This window comes from Kordia sp. (assembly GCF_965224175.1).
Lineage (GTDB): Bacteria > Bacteroidota > Bacteroidia > Flavobacteriales > Flavobacteriaceae > Kordia.
This window is the reverse complement of the sequence record NZ_OZ245041.1, coordinates 2,014,305-2,034,053: the sequence shown is the minus strand read 5'-3', so window position 1 is coordinate 2,034,053 and position 19,749 is coordinate 2,014,305. Positions and strand designations below refer to the sequence as shown.

General features: G+C 34.5%; 11 protein-coding genes. 9 read left to right on the top strand and 2 right to left on the bottom strand.

Features of this window, described 5'->3' with window-relative positions; translation table 11 throughout:
- Positions 1 to 127: 127 nt before the first annotated feature.
- Both bglX and ACOQOS_RS08830 read right to left on the bottom strand, forming a co-directional pair.
- Positions 128 to 2,443, bottom strand: a complete 2,316-nt coding sequence (gene bglX, locus ACOQOS_RS08835) for a beta-glucosidase BglX (RefSeq protein WP_420574608.1) — start codon at positions 2,441 to 2,443, stop codon at positions 128 to 130.
- Between the two features lie 119 nt (positions 2,444 to 2,562).
- Positions 2,563 to 3,435, bottom strand: coding sequence for an AraC family transcriptional regulator (locus tag ACOQOS_RS08830; RefSeq protein ID WP_420574607.1), 873 nt, complete (start codon positions 3,433 to 3,435; stop codon positions 2,563 to 2,565).
- A gap of 218 nt (positions 3,436 to 3,653) precedes the next feature.
- Here ACOQOS_RS08830 and ACOQOS_RS08825 point away from each other — a divergent pair, with 218 nt between their 5' ends.
- From ACOQOS_RS08825 to ACOQOS_RS08785, 9 genes are all read left to right on the top strand, one after another.
- A complete protein-coding gene (locus ACOQOS_RS08825) occupies positions 3,654 to 6,689 on the top strand; it encodes a SusC/RagA family TonB-linked outer membrane protein (protein ID WP_420574606.1) in 3,036 nt (1,011 codons plus the stop codon).
- A gap of 20 nt (positions 6,690 to 6,709) precedes the next feature.
- Positions 6,710 to 8,251 (top strand): RagB/SusD family nutrient uptake outer membrane protein, encoded by a 1,542-nt coding sequence (locus ACOQOS_RS08820; protein ID WP_420574605.1) that lies wholly within the window; start codon positions 6,710 to 6,712, stop codon positions 8,249 to 8,251.
- 244 nt (positions 8,252 to 8,495) lie between these two features.
- Positions 8,496 to 11,804 carry a VCBS repeat-containing protein gene (locus ACOQOS_RS08815; RefSeq protein WP_420574604.1) on the top strand — a complete coding sequence of 1,103 codons (3,309 nt, stop codon included), beginning with the start codon at positions 8,496 to 8,498 and terminating at the stop codon, positions 11,802 to 11,804.
- A 5-nt stretch (positions 11,805 to 11,809) separates the two neighbouring features.
- The gene (locus ACOQOS_RS08810) at positions 11,810 to 12,865 is read left to right on the top strand and encodes an SMP-30/gluconolactonase/LRE family protein (protein ID WP_420574603.1); all 1,056 of its coding nucleotides are present in this window, start codon (positions 11,810 to 11,812) and stop codon (positions 12,863 to 12,865) included.
- A gap of 2 nt (positions 12,866 to 12,867) precedes the next feature.
- A complete protein-coding gene (locus ACOQOS_RS08805) occupies positions 12,868 to 15,111 on the top strand; it encodes a glycoside hydrolase family 3 N-terminal domain-containing protein (RefSeq protein WP_420574602.1) in 2,244 nt (747 codons plus the stop codon).
- On the top strand, positions 15,104 to 15,598 hold the full coding sequence (locus tag ACOQOS_RS08800) for a gluconokinase (protein ID WP_420574601.1): 495 nt from the start codon (positions 15,104 to 15,106) through the stop codon (positions 15,596 to 15,598). Before ACOQOS_RS08805 ends, ACOQOS_RS08800 begins: the two co-directional genes overlap by 8 nt.
- The gene (gndA, locus tag ACOQOS_RS08795; protein WP_420574600.1) at positions 15,595 to 16,983 is read left to right on the top strand and encodes an NADP-dependent phosphogluconate dehydrogenase; all 1,389 of its coding nucleotides are present in this window, start codon (positions 15,595 to 15,597) and stop codon (positions 16,981 to 16,983) included. Before ACOQOS_RS08800 ends, gndA begins: the two co-directional genes overlap by 4 nt.
- On the top strand, positions 16,980 to 18,341 hold the full coding sequence (locus ACOQOS_RS08790; protein ID WP_420574599.1) for a GntP family permease: 1,362 nt from the start codon (positions 16,980 to 16,982) through the stop codon (positions 18,339 to 18,341). The genes gndA and ACOQOS_RS08790 overlap by 4 nt, the downstream gene beginning before the upstream one ends.
- 18 nt (positions 18,342 to 18,359) lie before the next feature.
- A complete protein-coding gene (locus ACOQOS_RS08785) occupies positions 18,360 to 19,748 on the top strand; it encodes an MFS transporter (protein ID WP_420574598.1) in 1,389 nt (462 codons plus the stop codon).
- Position 19,749: the final 1 nt, after the last annotated feature.

Sequence of the window (19,749 nt, the reverse complement as noted above, 5' to 3'; positions counted from 1 at the left end):
TGAAAAAGAATAAAAAAATAAGGTGTTCAATCAGTTGAACACCTTATGGTCGAATAAATTAATTAATAAATAAACTATATAAACATAACCTGTAACATGAGCCGTTATCGTTACAGGTTCGATTATTTTAATGTTTTAGAATAAAGCTGTCTTTTAACGTAGCTGTAGAACTTCCTCCTACAAATACTTCAAAATCGCCTGCTTCTACAATATATTTCCCTTGATTATTGAAAAAACCAAGTTCCTTATCGGTCAATGTAAATTCAATAGTTTTAGTTTCTCCTTTGTTAAAGTGTGTTAACTCAAAACCTTTTAATTCGCGAACAGGTCTAGTGGTGCTAGCGTGTAGATCTCTAATGTATAACTGTATTACTTCTTTTCCGTCGTAATTTCCTGTGTTGGTTACATCAACAGTAACTTTGATTTCATCGCCAATAGCAAATTCGCTTCCATGAACTTTAAAATTACTGTACTCAAACGTAGTGTAACTCAATCCATGTCCAAAAGGATATAAAGGAGTGTTTTCTACATCGATATAATGTGACCAGAATACATTATCGTTAGTGTTTTCAGGTCTTCCTGTGCTTTTATAATTGTAGTAAATAGGAACTTGTCCAACGTTTCTTGGAAAAGTCATTGGTAGCTTTCCACTTGGATTATAGTCTCCATACAGTACTTGTGCAATAGCATTTCCTGATTGCGTTCCAAGCTGCCAGCCTTCTACAATGGTAGGAATGTTTTTGGCTGCCCATTCAATAGCTAATGGTCGTCCGTTATTTAAAACAAGTACTATATTCTTATTTACAGCGAATACAGCTTCTAGTAATTCTTGTTGTAATCCAGGTAAGTCTAAATTAGTTCTACTTCTTCCTTCACCACTTTGAAAACCATGTTCACCTAATACCATGACAACAACATCTGCTGATTTTGCTGTTTCAACAGCTTCATCCATACCATCACGATTGGTGTTGTTAACCACAACTTCTTCGATGAAAGCAGTATGTCCTACTACTAAATCGAGTCCTTTTTTATGTGTCAAGGTATTACCTGTATATTTTTTCATTCCTTCTAAAACAGAAACAGCTGTATTATCATCAGAAGCAATTCTCCAACTTCCTAATGGGCTGTTTTTATCAGCTGCAAGTGGTCCTATTAATGCTATTTTTTGACCTTCTTTTTTTAGAGGAAGTAAATTTCCTTCATTTTTTAATAATACAATTGATTTTTTAGCAACATCTAATACGGCTTCATGGTGCTTTTTGTGCCCGATAACTTTTTCTTCATTAACAGGATCGCAGTATTTATATGGATTGTCAAACAATCCTAGTTCAAATTTTACTTTTAATATTCTACGTACAGCATCATCAACAATGCTTTCTTTTACGACGCCTTCTTCTACTAATTTCACTAATTCACGAACATATACATAACCTTCCATGTCTAAGTCGGAACCGGCACGAGATGCAATAATAGCAGCTTCTCGTTTATCTTTAGCATGTCCCCAGAAAATAAGCTCATTAATGGAAGCCCAATCTGAAACTACAAATCCTTCAAAATTCCATGCTCCTTTTAAGATATCTCTTTGTAAAAATTCACTTCCAGTTACAGGAACACCATTTAGTTCATTAAAAGAATTCATGAACGTTTTTACGCCACTATCAGCTGCTGCTTTAAATGGAGGAAGTACAGTGTTATATAGTGTCGATGTTCCTATATCTACAGTATTGTATTCCTTTCCAGCTTCAGAGAAGCCATAAGCTGCAAAATGTTTAGCACATGCTGCAATTGAGTTTTCATCTGCTAAATCATTTCCTTGAAAACCTTGAACACGTGCACTGGCAATTTTACTACCTAAATATGGATCTTCTCCGCCACCTTCCATCACTCTTCCCCAACGTGGATCTCTAGAAATATCTACCATTGGAGCAAATGTCCAATTAATTCCTGCAGCAGAAGCTTCTGTAGCAGCAACGCGTGCAGAACTTTCAATAGCTTTTAAATCCCAACTTGCAGATTCGGCAAGCGGAATAGGGCTTAATGTCTTATATCCATGAATAACATCAAATCCTATTAATAAAGGTATTCCTAAACGAGTTTCTTCTACAGCGATTCGTTGTACTTCTTGCACATTTTTAGCGCCTCTTACACTTAACATAGCACCAACCCAACCTTTTCTAAGATGTTCATATTTCAATTTAGCTGAACCAGCTTCAGGTGTTGGTCCTGTTACATCCCAAAAACCGTTATATAGATTCATTTGACCTACTTTTTCAGCGATGGTCATTTTTGCCAATAAAGAATCAACACGTTCTTCTACGGTCATTTTTAACACTTCCATTTGCGAATTTCTTTTTTTATTTATTCCACATCCATAAAAACAAAGGGTAATAGCTATTAACGATAGTATTTTATTGTATTTATTTTTCACGATGTTAAGTTTCATAGAATTTATGTTTGTAAAAGTATAATAATATATCATGTGCTATTGTACATAAATAATCAAAAAATGGTAGTTTTTTTATATTTATTAATTAAAAATGAATTTAAAATGATAAAATAGTATCATAGTACTTTTTGAATACCATTAAATTCAGCACGAAACTCACTTGGTGTTGCATTCTTTATTTTTTTGAACATCCTGTTGAAGTGTGCTAGGTTATTAAAACCACATTTATAAGCAATTTCTCCAACACTTAAATCAGTCTCTAAAAGAAAACGAGTTGCATAGCTCACGCGCGTACTATTAGTGAACGAAATAAAAGTTTTTCCTGTTCTACTTTTTATAAATCGATTAAAAGAAACAGGTGTCATGTTAATTAGTGCAGAGATTTCATCAAGTGTAATTTTGCGATGAAAATTGCTTTGAATGTACTCGTAGATCTTTTTAATTTTGTCGCTATTTTCAAATTCATTGTAGTTAGAAAAAGAAGTGGATAAAAGCTTCTGATTTCGTGAATTTGATAAGTCTTGTAAAATGGAAATGAATTCTAGAAAATAGTCAATCCCCGATGTTTTAGGAAGTTCAAGGAGTCTTGGCATGATTTCTTCTGTGGTTTTTTCTGAAAATAAAATACCATGAATAGATCTGTTTAACATATCTTTGATGGACTTAAACACTCTGCGAGATAAAAGTTTTTCGTCCAATAAATCATTATGTATATGAATGGTAACTTCGTGAATTTCTTTATTGGTACAATTGTGTAATTCCCAACAATGAGGTAAATTTGGTCCAACAAGAACAAGTTCGTATTTTCCGATTTCTTCCATGTGATCTCCAATAACTCTTCGAACGCCATCTCCATTGTAAATAAAGTTTAACTCGTACTCTGGATGGAAATGTAAAGGGAAATCAAAATCGTCTTTTACTCTAGAGTATACTAGGAAACTATCTGATTGAGATAGCTGTGTTATTTCTCTGTGAATCTTTTTTTGCATAGATATCTGATCTTAATTTAACACAATTTTATAAAAAATATATTGACATTTGATAAAATTGTATTAAAGATTTGTTAATATTGAGTATACATTTGTGCAAATTAAATGATTTTTTGTGTGAAAAGATGAAAATAATAGAACGTCTTTATTAAATTTTTGACAATTTTAGCCTAAAAAATTACTTTTTATTCAAGAATCAACCTAATTAATTATCGAATATGAAAAACAATATTTTAAAGAATTTTTTGATAGTCATGCTGCTATCGTCCTTTAGTGTTTTGTATGGGCAAAACATTAGTGGAGTTGTATCTGATGCTAATGGACCAGTTCCAGGAGTGAATGTTTCTGTAAAAGGAACCAATAATGGAACTGCCACAGATTTTAATGGTAAGTATTTGCTTAATAATGTAAGTGGCGACGCTGTTCTTGTATTTAGTTTTGTAGGATACAAGGCGCAGGAAGTTGCTGTAGGTAACAGATCTGAAATTAATGTTACATTAGAAGAAGATCAAAACGCATTAGATGAAGTAGTAGTTGTAGGTTATGGAGCTAAAAAGAAAAGCTTGGTAACTGGAGCTATTTCAAGTGTAAATAGTGAAGACATTAAAAGTGTGTCTAACCAAAGAGTAGAACAAGCGTTACAAGGACGTACTTCAGGTGTTACTGTATCGTCGTCTTCTGGTTCTCCAGGTTCTGGTGCTCGAATTAGAATTCGTGGTACTGGTTCAAGTGGTAGTTCTGAACCTTTATTTATTGTTGATGGAATGAAAGTTTCAAACATTGATAATATTCCTCCATCTGATATTGAAAACTTAGAAGTGTTAAAAGATGCGGCATCTGCAGCAATATATGGTACTGAAGGTGCAAATGGTGTAATTATTATTACAACAAAAAGCGGAAAAGGTAAAGACATTAAAGTAAACTTTAATTCACAACTTGGTTTTCAGTTCTTAAACAGTGATATAGAATTAATGAATGCTTCTCAGTTTGTAACGTATATGAACGAAGCTGGAGTTACTTCTGTTGTTGATAACGGATTTGATACTAACTGGATTGATGAAGTGTTTGATACAGCTTTTATGCAACGTTATGATGTAAGTTTATCAGGAGAAACTGCGGGAATTTCATACTATGCTTCTATCGCTCATACAGATCAAGATGGTATTGTTGCTAAAGAAAACTCTTCTTTCAAAAGAACAGCATTGCGTTTAAATTTAAAAAGTAATGTTACTAAATGGCTTGAAGTTGGAGCAAGTGCTACTACATCATTCATAAAAAGAAGAGGTGTACAGGAAAATAATGACACAAGAGGTGTAATTCAAAATGCTTTAGTATTAGATCCATTAACGCCAGTTACATATCCTGCAGGTCAAGTGCCACAAGAAGTACTAGATAGAGCTACTGATAATGGTTTTCCAGATGTACCTGTATTAAGAGATAGTAATGGAAATGTATATGGATATCCATCATATTCAACAGGAGAAACATTAAATCCGGTTGCATTTGCAGATGTAAATAGAACATTGAATAAAAACAATCAATTCTTATCTACAATTTATGGTAAGTTTACAATCCTAGAAGGATTGAATTTTACATCTAGATTTGGATATGAATATGGTGATTTCTCAAATGAAAATACAATCACTCCTTATTTTGTTGCTTCAGAGGCGCAAAATACAACATACACAATGTCAGAATCACGTGTTCGTACAAAACGTTGGTTATGGGAAAACTTTGCTTCATATACAAAGTCGTTTGACGAACACAATTTCTCTGTATTAGCAGGATATTCTGCAGAAGATTTTGAAGTGCCAACAGTTTTATCGAGAACTGGTTCCGTTGCAATTCCTGATTTTACAGGATTCGATTTAGACTTACCAGGATATACGGTTGATGATAGAACATCAAATATTGTTACGTTTAGAGATAACTTAGTGTCTATGTACGGTAGATTATCGTATGACTATGCTGGTAAATATTTATTTGAAGCATCAGTAAGACGTGATAGATCTGACAAATTCCCAACAGCAAACAAAGCAGGAACATTCTCTGCATTTTCTGGTGGTTGGGTAGCATCTAAAGAAGATTTCTGGGGAGATGACTCATTTGTAAACTATTTCAAAATAAGAGGAAGTTGGGGACAAAATGGTAACAAATCTAACTTAGCAGGAAACTCAGATATTATCAGTATTACAAGAAACATCAATGGATTGCCAATTGATTATTTAGGTCAAGGTGGAGCGCAAATTACTGGATTTGCAAATACAAATCTTGTTTGGGAAACATCTACACAAACAAACTTTGGTGTTGATTTAAGAGCATTAGATAACAAATTACGTTTCTCTGTTGATTACTTTAAGAAAACGACCGAAGATTTAATTGTATCTGATGGTAGTTTGATTACACCAGGTTCTGCAGGATTTACATCTAACGAATTCAATGCAGGAACTATTGTAAACAAAGGTTTCGAATTTGAAATCGGATATGCTAATAATGATAGAGAGTTCAAATATCAAATCAACGCAAACTTATCTACTTTAGATAACGAAGTGACAGAAATCTTATTCTTGCCACAAGGAACATCAATTGAAGGAGCAGGAGCACCACAAAATGATGATGGAATTACAAGATTTACAGAAGGATTACCTGCATGGTATTTCTTCGGATACCAAACAAATGGTGTCGATCCAGCAACTGGAGAACTACAAAGAGTAGATACAAATGGTGATGGTAACATTACTAATGCAGATAAAACATTTATCGGTTCACCACATCCAGATGTATTATTTGGAGGTAACATTGCATTCCAGTACAAAGCATTTGACTTTAACTTACAATATCAAGGAAGTCTTGGGAACGATATTTTTACATCGTATAACCAACCTTCTAGACCTATCACTAACAAACCTGTACATTACTTCAATGAAAGATGGACAAGTCCTGGTGATAATGCAACTTTCCCATCGTCAGCAACTATTACAGATGCTTATGACACTGATTTGATGGTAGAAGATGGTTCGTATATGAGAATAAAACAAATTCAAGTAGGATACACTTTGCCTCAAAGAGTGTCTGAAAAATTACACGTAAATAATTTAAGATTATACGTATCTTTAGATGATTACTTTACGTTTACTAAATTCAGAGGATTAGATCCTGAAATAGGAAACTTTGGATTCAATGACATTGGAGTAGATAGAGGGTATTATCCAACAGCCGCTAGAATGATCTTTGGATTAGCTCTTGACTTTTAATCAAAAAAAACTTTTTGAAAATGAAAAAAAACATTTTTTTAACCGCCGTAATTGTATTTTTAGGAATACTTGCTTGTAGTGATGATTTTACTACAAACGAACCTGAAAATGTAGAAGATCTAGAAACATTTTTCCAAAGTGAGGAAAATGTAGAAGCAGCAGTCGTAGGGATTTATGACTTAATGCATTTGAACTATAGTAAAGATTGGCACAGCGCCTTTCTAGTGAAATTATTACCAGGAGACGATGCGAATGCTGCTGGAGGAAATTCAAGTGACCAACCGCAGTTGCAAGACATTGATGATTATGCCAATGTATCAACAGCAAACGGATCAATTGAAAATGTATGGAATAACTTTTACAGTACTATTGCACTTTCTAATTTAGTTATTGAAAGTTTGCAAGAAAGTACACTTAGCAACAAAGATAGAGCAATTGCTGAAGCTAAATTCATCAGAGCTTGGTGTTACTTTGAATTAACAACAATGTTTGGTGATGTGCCATTACGATTAACACTTCCACAAGGAGCTGCAGATTTTGGACTTGGAAAATCTCCAAGAGCTGATATCTATGCACAAGTAGAAGCAGATTTAACAGATGCAATTGCAGGCTTACCTGAAAAACCAGCATTAGCTGATGCATTTAGATTCTCTAAAGGAGCAGCAGAAGGATTAATGGGGAAAGTATTAGTATTTCAAGAAAAATACTCAGAATCAATTCCTTACTTTGAATCAGTAATTGGAAATGCAGCACATGACTTAGAGCCAAATGTAAACGATGTTTGGTCTATCAATTCAGAATTTGGAATAGAATCATTAGTAGAGTTAGGTTTCGTATCAACTTCAGGAAGAGATTGGGGAAATATCGCTTGGGGAGGAAGAAACGAAAGTAACTTACACATTCAGTTAATGGGACCTAGAGGAGATGGAATCTTTGATGTTTCTGGAACAGGATTATTAAACGGATGGGGATTCAACTTACCAACTTCAAAACTAGCAAATGCATTTGATGTAGCTGGCGATACACAAAGAAAAGCCGCTACCTTACTTACAGAAGCAGAATTAGTTGCTGCTGGTGGAGGAGTTGACCCAACAAGCGCTACTGGTGGTGTTATCTGGGATTACGAAGGTGCTATCAGAATGAAATATGCTACAAGATCAGAAGACACTAGTGATGGAGGTGTACGTGAATTAAACTACAGTGTAAACTTTAGATTATTCCGTTATGCAGAGGTATTGTTATTAGCTGCTGAAGCTTATAATAAAGCTGGACAAGATGGAAATGCACGTATGCAATTAAATAAAATAAGAAACAGAGCAGGATTAGCAGATGTAAGTACATCACTTTCTGGAACTGCTTTATTTGATGCAATTGTAAACGAAAAGTTCTTAGAACTAGCTCATGAAGGTCAACGCTTTTGGGATTTAGTTCGTTGGGGAAGAGCTGCTACGGAATTAGCAGGAACAGGATATGCTCCTAAAAATGACTTATTCCCAATTCCTATTACAGAAATTGACAAAAACGCAGAACTAACAATTGCAGATCAAAATCCTGGGTACTAATACATAAGAGGACAAGATAACGTCAATTTTTATTCAAAATTAATATTTGAATTGCTTTAACAAAGCAGTGTGTAACTCCATACTGCTTTGTTATTTTAATGACACTAAATTTTGAAATATTTAATCAATAAATCAAAATTTTAAGTCTAACTAATAAGGTTGCAAACGAAAAGCAACAACACATTACAAGTATCCTACCTTTCATTTTTATTTAATTCGAAACCAACCTTAACTTCACTCACCAATGAAAAGACTGAGCAAAGCCCTTATACTTACTCTTCTCATATTTAGTTGTTCTCCAAAAAATGACAAGGTTGCTAGTAGCGATAAAATCTTTACAAAGTTAGATACTCAAAAAACAAAAATTACCTTCAATAACATACTTACAGAAACCGATTCGCTTAACTATTTTAAATACACCTCAATCTACATGGGTGGCGGTGTTTCCGTAGGTGACATTAATAATGATGGGCTAATAGACATATTCTTCACAGGAAACCAAGTAGAAAACAAACTATATCTAAACAAAGGAAATTTAGAATTTCAAGATATAACCAAAACAAGTAATGTTTTTGGTGACAATCGTTGGTATACAGGAACAACAATGGTAGACATCAATAATGATGGTTACTTGGATATTTACTGTTCTGTAGCAGGTAAAAACGGAAACAAAAAAAATCAACTCTTCATCAATAACAAAGACAATACATTTACAGAAGCAGCAGAAAAATATGGAATTGCTGATGAAGGAAATTCCATTCAAGCTACATTTTTTGATTACGATAAAGATGGTGATTTAGACATGTATTTAGCAAACTATCCAATTTCACATCCTTCCACACCAAATATGATTTATAAAAATCGTATGGAAAATGTAAATTCGACTGAATCTGATAAATTATATAGAAACGATGGTGAAATTTTTACCGATGTGTCGGAAGAAGCTGGCGTAAAAAATTATAGTTTCTCTATTGGTATCGCTGCGGCGGATATTAACAATGATGGCTGGCTCGATTTATATGTCTCAAATGACTACAGTATTCCTGACTTTATGTACATCAATAATCAAGATGGAACTTTTAAAGAAGTCATCAAAGAAGCTACCAATCAAACAGCATTTTACGGAATGGGTGTTGATATTGCAGATATCAATAATGACGGTTTTCTAGACATCTTTCAGGCTGATATGGATGCAGACAGTAATCGCCGTCAAAAAGCAAACATGGCAAGTATGAATCCACGATTGTTCTATGAAACAGTTTTCTACGGATTTCACTATCAATACATGCACAACTGTTTGCAATTAAACTCTGGCTTTATAGAAAATGGCGTGCCAAAATTTTCCAATATTTCTCGCCTTACGGGAACATCTTCTACCGATTGGAGTTGGGCTCCATTATTTGCTGATTTTGATAATGATTCACACAAAGACTTATTTGTAAGCAACGGAACTCGAAAAGAAATCAACAATAAAGATTTCTTCAAAAAAATAGGAAAAAAAGAATATGACAACTTATCTCTAGTAGAAAAAAGTCAACAAATCCCAAGTGAAAAAATAGACAACTTCATGTTTAAAAACCTTGATGGTTTAGAATTCAAAAAAACGAATCAAGATTGGGGAATTGAACACAAAGGATTTTCAAATGGAGCCGTTTACGCAGATTTAGACAATGATGGCGATTTAGAAATCATCATCAATAATATAGATGAAGAAGCTACGATCTTTCAAAATAATGCTTCAAACATCAACAACTATCTAAAAATTCAATTCAAAGGAAATACAACAAATAAACACGGATTGGGTTCAAGAGCTATCGTATATGTTAATGGGAAACAACAAATACAAGAACTAACTCTTACTAGAGGATTTCAATCATCAGTAGCACCAGAGCTACACTTTGGTTTAGAAAAAATCAAACAAATTGATAGTATCAAAGTCATTTGGAACGATGGAAAAATCTCCAGGCAAAACAATATAGCTGTCAATCAAACACTTGTATATAATTACAGCGAAGCAACATTTTCTCAACCGACACAAAAAGACAAGCAAAATACAATAGCAGAAACTTTATTTTCAACAAATGCAGTACTTTCTAATAAAATCAAACATATAGAAAACGATCATGACGATTTTGCTACACAAGTATTATTACCGCACAAAATGTCTACACTAGGACCAGCAATTGCTACAGCAGATGTAAACAATGATGGATTAGAAGATATATTTTTAGGAGGATCTTTTGGAAACTCTTCAACACTATACCTACAAACAAAAGAAGGTTTCAAACCACAAACAGCAACAACATTTGATGCGGATAAAATCTCAGAAGATGCAGGCGCATTATTCTTTGATGCTGATCAAGATGGTGACCAAGATTTATATGTAACAAGTGGCGGTTACGAATTCTCACAAAACTCAGACTTTCTCAAAGATCGATTGTACATCAATAATGGAAATGGTGAATTTCAAAAAAATGAAATGGCAATTCCTGAAAATAAAATCAGTGGTTCACGAGTTTATCAGCTAGATTACAACAAAGACGGAAAAAAAGATCTATTAGTTTTAGGAAGACAAACACCTAAAAAATATCCGTTCCCAACCTCAAGTTATCTCTTGGAAAATATCACAATGAATAATGAGATAGCATTTGAAGATAACACAAAAAACTTTGCGCCTTTCTTACAAGAATTAGGAATGGCAACAAGCGCAATCATCACAGATTTCAATAACGATTCTTGGGAAGATATTATCATTGTAGGAGAGTGGATGCCAATTACAATACTCCAAAATAATGAAGGAATCTTTGAAAATGTTACTGAAAAACTTGGACTACAAGAAATGGTAGGTTGGTGGTGGAGCATCAACCAAGGCGATTTTGATAATGATGGCGATATAGATTATGTATTAGGAAACAACGGACTAAACTACAAATACAAAGCTACAGAAGAAGAAACTTTTGACATCTATGTAGAAGACTTTGATAAAAATCAAAAAGAAGATATCGTGTTGAGTTACTACGATGACGGAGAACAATATCCTGTACGTGGTCGTCAATGTTCATCACAACAAGTACCTGGAATCAAAGAAAAATTTAAAAACTATGATGAATACTCAACAGCAACATTGATAGATGTGTATGGAAAAAACAAGTTAGAAAACGCATTGCATTATCAAGTAAAATCATTTGCAAGTATCTATCTAGAAAATACAAAAGAAGGTTTTAAAATTCATCAATTACCGATGGAAGCACAACTGTCAAGCATCAATCAAATATTAGTAGCTGATTATGACAAAGATGGAAACCTAGATGCACTCATCGCAGGAAACTTATACAATTCAGAAGTAGAAACACCAAGAAATGATGCAAGCTATGGAGTATTTCTAAAAGGAAATGGAAATGGAGAATTTATTGCAATTCCTGCCACACAAAGCGGATTTTACACTTCGGGAGATGTCAAAGACCTACAACAAATAAACATAGGGAAAACACCATATATCCTTTCTATAAAAAATAATGACTTTATACAATTCATCAAATATAACAACAACTAACACGAATGCTATATGATGAAATTACACCATCTCACATAGCACAAAAACATATTATTACACCTAAAAAATATATGAAAAAAACAGCTTTATTTTTTCTGCTGATCATACTTATGAGTTGCAAAACGAATACACCGACAGAACTTACTGCAGAACTAGAATATGAAATACCCGCAAAATTAGGAGAAGGTGCTTTTTGGGATTACAACCAAGAAGTTCTCTATTGGGTAGATATCATTGGGCAATCACTCAATATATATTCTCCTAAAAACAAAACGAACAAAGAAATAAAAATGCCTGCGCCAATTGGTACAGTCGTGCCTTCAGAAGAAAAAAATAAAGTTATCGTTGCACTGCATGATGGCGTGTATATTGTTGATGTTACCACAGAAAAAATCACACGTTTGGCAGCTGTAGAAGATACAAACACAGGAACAAGACTCAATGATGGAAAATGTGATCCGAACGGAAATCTTTGGATAGGTTCTATGGATTACTCACAAACAAATCCTGGAGGAAACCTATACAAAGTAAATGCAAGCGGGAAAACAGATAAAATGCTTGGAAATATTACCATTTCAAACGGAATTGTATGGTCTAAAGACGATAAAACAATGTATTATATAGATACGCCAACAGCCAACATTAGAGCATTTGATTTTGATAAAACTACGAATACAATCTCTAATGAGAGAATAGTAGTAACGATTCCAAAAGAAGAAGGCTTTCCAGACGGAATGGCAATAGATGAAAACGATATGCTTTGGGTAGGTTTATGGAATGGCAATAGTATCGCAAACTACAATCCAGAAACTGGAAAACTCATCCAAAAAATAAAAGTGCCTGCGCATAATGTTACTTCTTGCGCTTTTGGCGGAAAAAACTTAGATGTACTTTACATTACCACGGCGAGTTTAGACATGACAGATGCCGAAAAAGAACAATATCCGTCAGCAGGTTCGCTCTTTAAAATAAAGCTAGATACCAAAGGTGTAAAAAGCACTTTTTTCAAAAAACCAATACTCAAAACCGTAGAAACAACTAAAGAACTAACACAACACTAAACATGAAAAAAATATACGTACTCATATGTATTCTTACCTTCACAATAGTTGCTTGTGAAAAGGAAGAAAAACCAACAAACGAGCTAGAAGGAAAAGTGTCTGAATTACTATCTAAAATGACACTTGAAGAAAAAATAGGACAATTAAATCTCCGTGGAACATCGAGCAGAGTAAAAGGTAAATTACCAGATTCACTCAAGCAAGCTGTAAGAGATGGAAAAATAGGGGCTTTCTTAAATGTAATGAATACAGAATATGTAGATGAATTACAACGTATTGCTGTTGAAGAAAGCCCTAACAAGATCCCATTAATTTTTGCAAGAGATGTCATTCATGGTTTCAAAACCATATTTCCAATTCCACTCGGAATGGCAGCAAGTTGGGACACGGAAGTTGCAGAAAATTCGTCAAGAGTTGCTGCGCTAGAAGCTTCTTCGTTTGGTGTACGTTGGACGTTTGCACCAATGCTAGACATTGCTAGAGATAGTAGATGGGGAAGAATTGCAGAATCACCAGGAGAAGATCCTTTTTTAGCTTCAAGCTTAACAAAAGCCTATGTAAAAGGATTTCAAGGTGAAAATCTTAACGATCCAACAAGTATGATTGCTTGTGCAAAACACTTCATTGGTTATGGTGCAGGAATTGGAGGACGCGATTACAATACTGCTGTCATCAGTGAAGCACAATTACAAAACGTATATCTACCACCATTCAAAGCAGCCGTAAATGCAGGTTCGCAGACAGTAATGACCGCATTCAATGAAATGAACGGAATTCCAGCTTCTGGAGACAAAAGATTATTGACAAACATATTGCGAGATGATCTCGGATTTGACGGATTTGTCGTTTCTGATTGGGATTCTGTCAAAGAAATGATTCCGCATGGTTTTGCTACCGATTTAAAACAAGCAGCAGAAATTTCTCTAAATGCAGGCTTAAATATGGAAATGACTAGTAATAGTTTTGAAACCTACACAAAAGAACTCTTACAAGAAGGAAAAATAACTGAAGCACAAATCAATAGTTTAGTTGCAGACATTTTACGGGTAAAACTCAGAATGGGATTATTTGAAAATCCGTACAGAGTTGATAAAAGCGACAATCTATATGCAGATCAACATCTTGCTATGGCGAAAGAAGCAGCCATCAAAAGTTCTGTATTACTAAAAAATGATAAAAATATATTACCATTACAAAAAACAACAAAAATAGCCGTTGTTGGTCCGTTGGCAGACAAACCTAGAGAACAATTAGGAACTTGGACATTTGATGGAGATGGAAAATTTACAAAAACACCAATCAATGCATTTGAAAATCAACATGTAAACTACAATTTTGTTGAAGGATTATCATACAGTAGAGACAAATCAACACAAGATTTTTCAAAAGCTGTTGCAGCTGCCAAGCAATCAGATGTCATTCTATTTATTGGAGGAGAAGAAGCGATTCTATCTGGAGAAGCACATAGTAGAGCAGACATCAATCTGCCTGGAGCGCAAGAACAATTAATCAAAGAATTGGCAAAAACAGGAAAACCAATCGTATTAGTCATCATGGCAGGAAGACCAATTACTGTTGGAAACATTCTAAATGATGTTGATGCAATTTTAATGACTTGGCATCCAGGAACGATGGGCGGACCAGCCATTCACGATATGATTTTTGGAATTGCGGAACCTAGCGGAAGATTGCCAGTAACATGGCCAAAAGTAGCTGGGCAACTACCATTATTCTACAATCATAAAACTACGGGAAGACCTGTAAAACCTGAAGAATTTGTGCAAATGGACAGCATTCCAATTGGTGCTTGGCAAAGTTCTTTAGGAAACACATCGCACTATTTAGATGTTGGATACTTACCTCAATATCCGTTTGGTTATGGATTAGGATATACAACTTTTCAATACAGTGATCAAGCCTTATCAAGTAACACAATATCTGACAATACAGAAATAACGATCAAAGTAAAAGTAAAAAACACAGGAAAACGTAAAGGAAGCGAAACTGTTCAGTTATATGTACAAGATGTTGTAGGACGAATTACGCGACCTGTAAAAGAACTCAAAGGTTATCAAAATGTAACGTTACAACCAAATGAAGTAAAAGAAGTAAGCTTTACACTTTCCTTAGATGATTTAAAATACTATGACAATCAAGGAACATATAGCGTAGAAAAAGGAGTATTCAATATTTGGATTGGACAAAACTCAGCCGCAGGATTGACCGCAAAATTTACATATGAATAAGCTATTTGTCATCATGGGCGTAAGTGGCTGCGGAAAAACTACCGTTGGAAAATTGCTGTCAGAAACAACAGGAATTCCATTTGTAGATGCAGATGCGTTTCATCCTAAAGAAAACATTCAAAAAATGACAAATGGTGTGGCGTTAACAGATGCAGATCGTAAACCTTGGTTAGAAAACTTAAACCAAGAACTAATAAGACAATCGCGAAAGCAAGGAGCCATTTTAGCATGTTCAGCATTAAAAGAAAACTATAGAAAAATCTTGTCAAAAGATATTTCAACAATACAATGGATTTATCTCAAAGGAGATTTTAAACTAATTCAGGAACGAATGCAAAATCGTGAAAACCATTTCATGGATGTAAACCTTCTGCAGTCACAATTTGATACGCTTGAAACTCCCGAATATGGAATGCATCTATCAATTTCAGATACGCCAACGGATATAATCACACAAGTACTAAACAAAATAAAACAACCGTCATGAAAGCTTCTTTTGGAATCATAGGATTGGGTGTTATGGGAAAAAGTATTGCTATCAATGCTTTGAATAATAATATTTCTGTTGCGGTTTTTAACAGAGAAACGGAACAAGAAGTAAACATTGCAGGACAATTTGTAGCAAATCACGCCGATAAAAAAGTGCAAGGTTTCTCTGTGATGCAAGATTTTGTCAATGCCTTAGAAAAACCTCGTAAAATTCTCCTTATGGTCAATGCTGGAAAAGCTGTCGATCAAGTCGTGAATGGATTAGTTCCTTTTCTTTCGGAAGAAGACATCATTTTAGATGGAGGAAACTCTCACTACAAAGATACCAACAGAAGAATCTCAGCATTAAAAGATAAAAATATACACTTTTTAGGTGTCGGAATTTCAGGTGGAGAAGAAGGCGCACTCAAAGGACCTTCACTAATGCCAGGAGGCGATATAGAAAGTTACCGTAAAGTTTCTAAAATTCTAGAAACAATAGCAGCTAAAGATAACAATGGAAAACCATGTTGTGGATATATCGGAGCTGAAGGCGCTGGACATTTTGTAAAAATGGTACACAACGGAATTGAATATGGAGATATGCAACTCTTGGCAGAATTATATGAAATTCTATCAGTACAACTATCATATGAAGAAATAGCGACACTATTCAACGAGTGGAATCAGACGGAATTGTCAAGTTATTTATTAGAAATTACAGCGCAAATTCTAAAAACAAAAGATGGTGATGATTATATGTTAGACACCATTTTAGACAAAGCAGGAAATAAAGGAACAGGTTCTTGGTCAAGCAAAGCGGCACTAGAACTAGGAATTCCAACAACGATAAAAACGGCAGCAGTTTACGCACGCTATATTTCATCATTCAAAGAAAAAAGAGAGCAATTAGCAGTAACAACAAAAAACAAAATAGGAAATGTAAATCTAGAAACACTAAAGCAAACCTATAGTTTTGCGCGAATTCTGAATTTACATCAAGGATTTGAATTATTAAAAGCTGCTTCTGAGACTTATCAATGGAATCTAAATTTTGCTGAAATATGTCGTATTTGGTCAAATGGCTGCATCATAAAATCAGCATTATTACAAACAAGCATTGAGGTTTTTACAAAACATACTTCTTTGTTAAAAGATGCCAACATCATAGCAAAACTCCAACAGCAAGAAGTTGAGGTGAAAAAAACAATACATCATGCATTAGACAATCGTTTGAACATTCCGTGTATTTCTGAAGCATATTCCTATTGGATTATGATGACGACAGCACGTACATCTGCAAACATGATTCAGGCACAACGCGATTTTTTTGGTGCACATACATATCAAAAAGTAGGAGATGCTACAGGTGAAAAGTTTCACTATAACTGGAAAACATTATGATAGAAACAGCAATAGACGTACCATTACTTTTATCGGTTTTATCGGGAATCATAGTATTATTAGTGCTTATTCTAGCATTTAGAATGCAATCTTTCATAGCATTGTTAATTGCGAGTATTGTGGTTGGAATGCTCTCCGGAATGGAGCCAATGACTATCATTGAAACGATGAAAAAAGGAATGGGCGGCACGCTGGAATTTGTCGCATTAGTCATAGGACTCGGCGCTATTTTTGGTTCTATTTTAGAATATTCAGGAGGAGCAGAAGCGTTAGCACAATTCATGCTTAAAACATTCGGCGAAAAAAGAGCTTCTTGGGCATTAATGGTGACAGGGTTTCTTGTGGCAATTCCTGTGTTTTTTGATGTAGCATTCATCATTTTAGTTCCTATGATTTATTCATTACAGCGGAGAACAAAAAAATCATTACTACTTTATGCAATTCCGCTTTTAGCAGGATTAGCAATTACACATTCATTCATTCCACCAACGCCAGGACCTATTGCAGTTGCGGATATTTTAGGAGCAGATTTAGGTTGGGTAATACTCTTTGGGTTTATTGTTGGAGTGCCAACAGCAGTTGTTTGTGGACCTATATTTGCGAAATACATTTCAGAGAAAATACATGTAGAAGCACCAGAATCTACACAAGGAGAAACCACAGCAGAAAACTATCCTGCAATTGAATTGATACTCTTTATTATTGGAATTCCAATTCTATTAATAGTCTGTAATACAATTGTCAATAGTCCGTTGGTAGATGAAAAAATTATATCGCAAACCGTTAAAAACTGGATTGGATTGATAGGAAATCCAATTGTTGCATTAATTCTTGCCAACCTAATAGCTTGGTATATGTTAGGAATCCGACGAAAAGTTTCTAAGAAAAAATTATTAGAAATCACTTCAAATTCTATGGCTCCAACAGGAATCATTATCTTGCTTACAGGAGCAGGTGGTGTTTTTAAACAAATGTTGGTCAATACGCAAGCTGGTGAAATGTTAGCCAATTACTTTGCCGAAATTGGTTTGCCTATTATATTCTTTGGTTTTTTTATCGCAGTAATCATACGAGTTTTACAAGGTTCTGCAACAGTAGCAATGATTACAGCAGCAGGAATTACAGCACCATTAATTATGGCGCAAACCGTTTTTACAGATATAGACAAAGCATTGTTGGTTATAGCTATTGCTTCAGGAGCTTCCATTATGTCTCATGTAAACGACAGTGGATTCTGGCTAGTAAGTAAATATTTAGGGATTAATGAAAAACAAACTTTTCAAAGTTGGACTATGATGACTACCATATTAGCATTGACCAGTTTTGCAATTATCACTATAATTACCATTATTATATAAAATTTTAAATCGCATCAGATGTCAACACAAACGAAATTAACATTTAAAGAAAAAGTAGGATATGCATTAGGTGATACGGCAGCAAACATAGCTTGGCGTACCATAGGACCTTTTTTGCCTATTTTCTACACAGATGTTTTCGGTTTGGGAACAGCAGCAGTGGCAACATTGTTATTAGTCATCCGATTTGGTGACGGAATTACAGATTTAGTAATGGGAAACATTGCCGATCGTACCAAAAGTAAATGGGGGAAATTTCGCCCATGGTTACTATGGACAGCGTTGCCTTTTGGAGTTGCGTTAGTGTTACAATTCACAACACCAGACTTAAGCCTCACAGGAAAAATCATTTGGGCATATGCAACTTCCATATTTTATACTTTAGTGTATACGGCGAATAATGTTCCTTATTCTGCATTAATGGGCGTAATGACGAGTAATGTAAAAGAGCGTACAGAACTATCTTCTTATCGCTTCTTTGGAGCGTATTTAGGAGGAATTATTGCTACAATTGGTGTTATCTCTTTAGTAGACTACTTAGGACAAGGAGATAAAAACATTGGCTATCAATATACGATGTATGTGTTGGCGTTTATCTTAGCGATGTTTTCATTAATTACATTCTACACCACAAGAGAACGTGTAAAAGCAGTGGAAACTAATAATGTTCAAGAAGATTATGACGATTTAGTCAAAAACAAACCTTGGTTAATATTACTTTTTATCGGATTTGTATTTGTGACTTATAATATCATAAAGCAAAGTTCTACAATGTATTATTTTACACATTATGTGAATGATGAAAATAATATTTTTGGAAGTTTGACCGCTTGGGGCGGAAAAAATGGATTGGCAGGTTTATACTTACTATCGTTATTGGTGATTTCTATGATTTCAACCATTTTTGCGCCAGCGTTGACACGAAAGTTTGGAAAAGTGAATTTATTTATCATTAGTATTTTATTCTCTGCGGCTACAGCAGGAGCGATGTATTGGTTAGAAGCAAATCAAGTAGGGACGATGTTTGTTTTGGGAATTAGTTCAGAATTTGGAGCAGGATTAATGCCAGTATTGTTCTTTGCGATGTTAGGTGATGCTGCCGATTATTCAGAATATAAAAATGGACGCCGTGCTACAGGATTGATCTTTTCTGCAGGAACATTTGCTATGAAATTTGGAGGTGGAGTTGCCGGAGCAATTACATTGATGGTTTTGAATTTATACAATTACGATGGACAAGTTGCTGTAAAAACTGCCGAAATGTTGGAAGGTATCAAGTTAAACATGAGTTTAGTGCCAGCTATATTTGTTTTGGTTGGAATTGTGGCATTATGGTTTTATCCGTTAACTTCTAAAAAGATGAAAGAAATTGAAGTTGCTTTAAAAGCAAAACGTGAGGAGAAGTAGT

Coding starts and splice junctions, on each gene's coding strand:
- bglX (WP_420574608.1), bottom strand. CDS start 2,443: ATGAAACTTAACATCGTGAAAAATAAATACAATAAAATACTATCGTTA.
- ACOQOS_RS08830 (WP_420574607.1), bottom strand. CDS start 3,435: ATGCAAAAAAAGATTCACAGAGAAATAACACAGCTATCTCAATCAGAT.
- ACOQOS_RS08825 (WP_420574606.1), top strand. CDS start 3,654: ATGAAAAACAATATTTTAAAGAATTTTTTGATAGTCATGCTGCTATCG.
- ACOQOS_RS08820 (WP_420574605.1), top strand. CDS start 6,710: ATGAAAAAAAACATTTTTTTAACCGCCGTAATTGTATTTTTAGGAATA.
- ACOQOS_RS08815 (WP_420574604.1), top strand. CDS start 8,496: ATGAAAAGACTGAGCAAAGCCCTTATACTTACTCTTCTCATATTTAGT.
- ACOQOS_RS08810 (WP_420574603.1), top strand. CDS start 11,810: ATGCTATATGATGAAATTACACCATCTCACATAGCACAAAAACATATT.
- ACOQOS_RS08805 (WP_420574602.1), top strand. CDS start 12,868: ATGAAAAAAATATACGTACTCATATGTATTCTTACCTTCACAATAGTT.
- ACOQOS_RS08800 (WP_420574601.1), top strand. CDS start 15,104: ATGAATAAGCTATTTGTCATCATGGGCGTAAGTGGCTGCGGAAAAACT.
- gndA (WP_420574600.1), top strand. CDS start 15,595: ATGAAAGCTTCTTTTGGAATCATAGGATTGGGTGTTATGGGAAAAAGT.
- ACOQOS_RS08790 (WP_420574599.1), top strand. CDS start 16,980: ATGATAGAAACAGCAATAGACGTACCATTACTTTTATCGGTTTTATCG.
- ACOQOS_RS08785 (WP_420574598.1), top strand. CDS start 18,360: ATGTCAACACAAACGAAATTAACATTTAAAGAAAAAGTAGGATATGCA.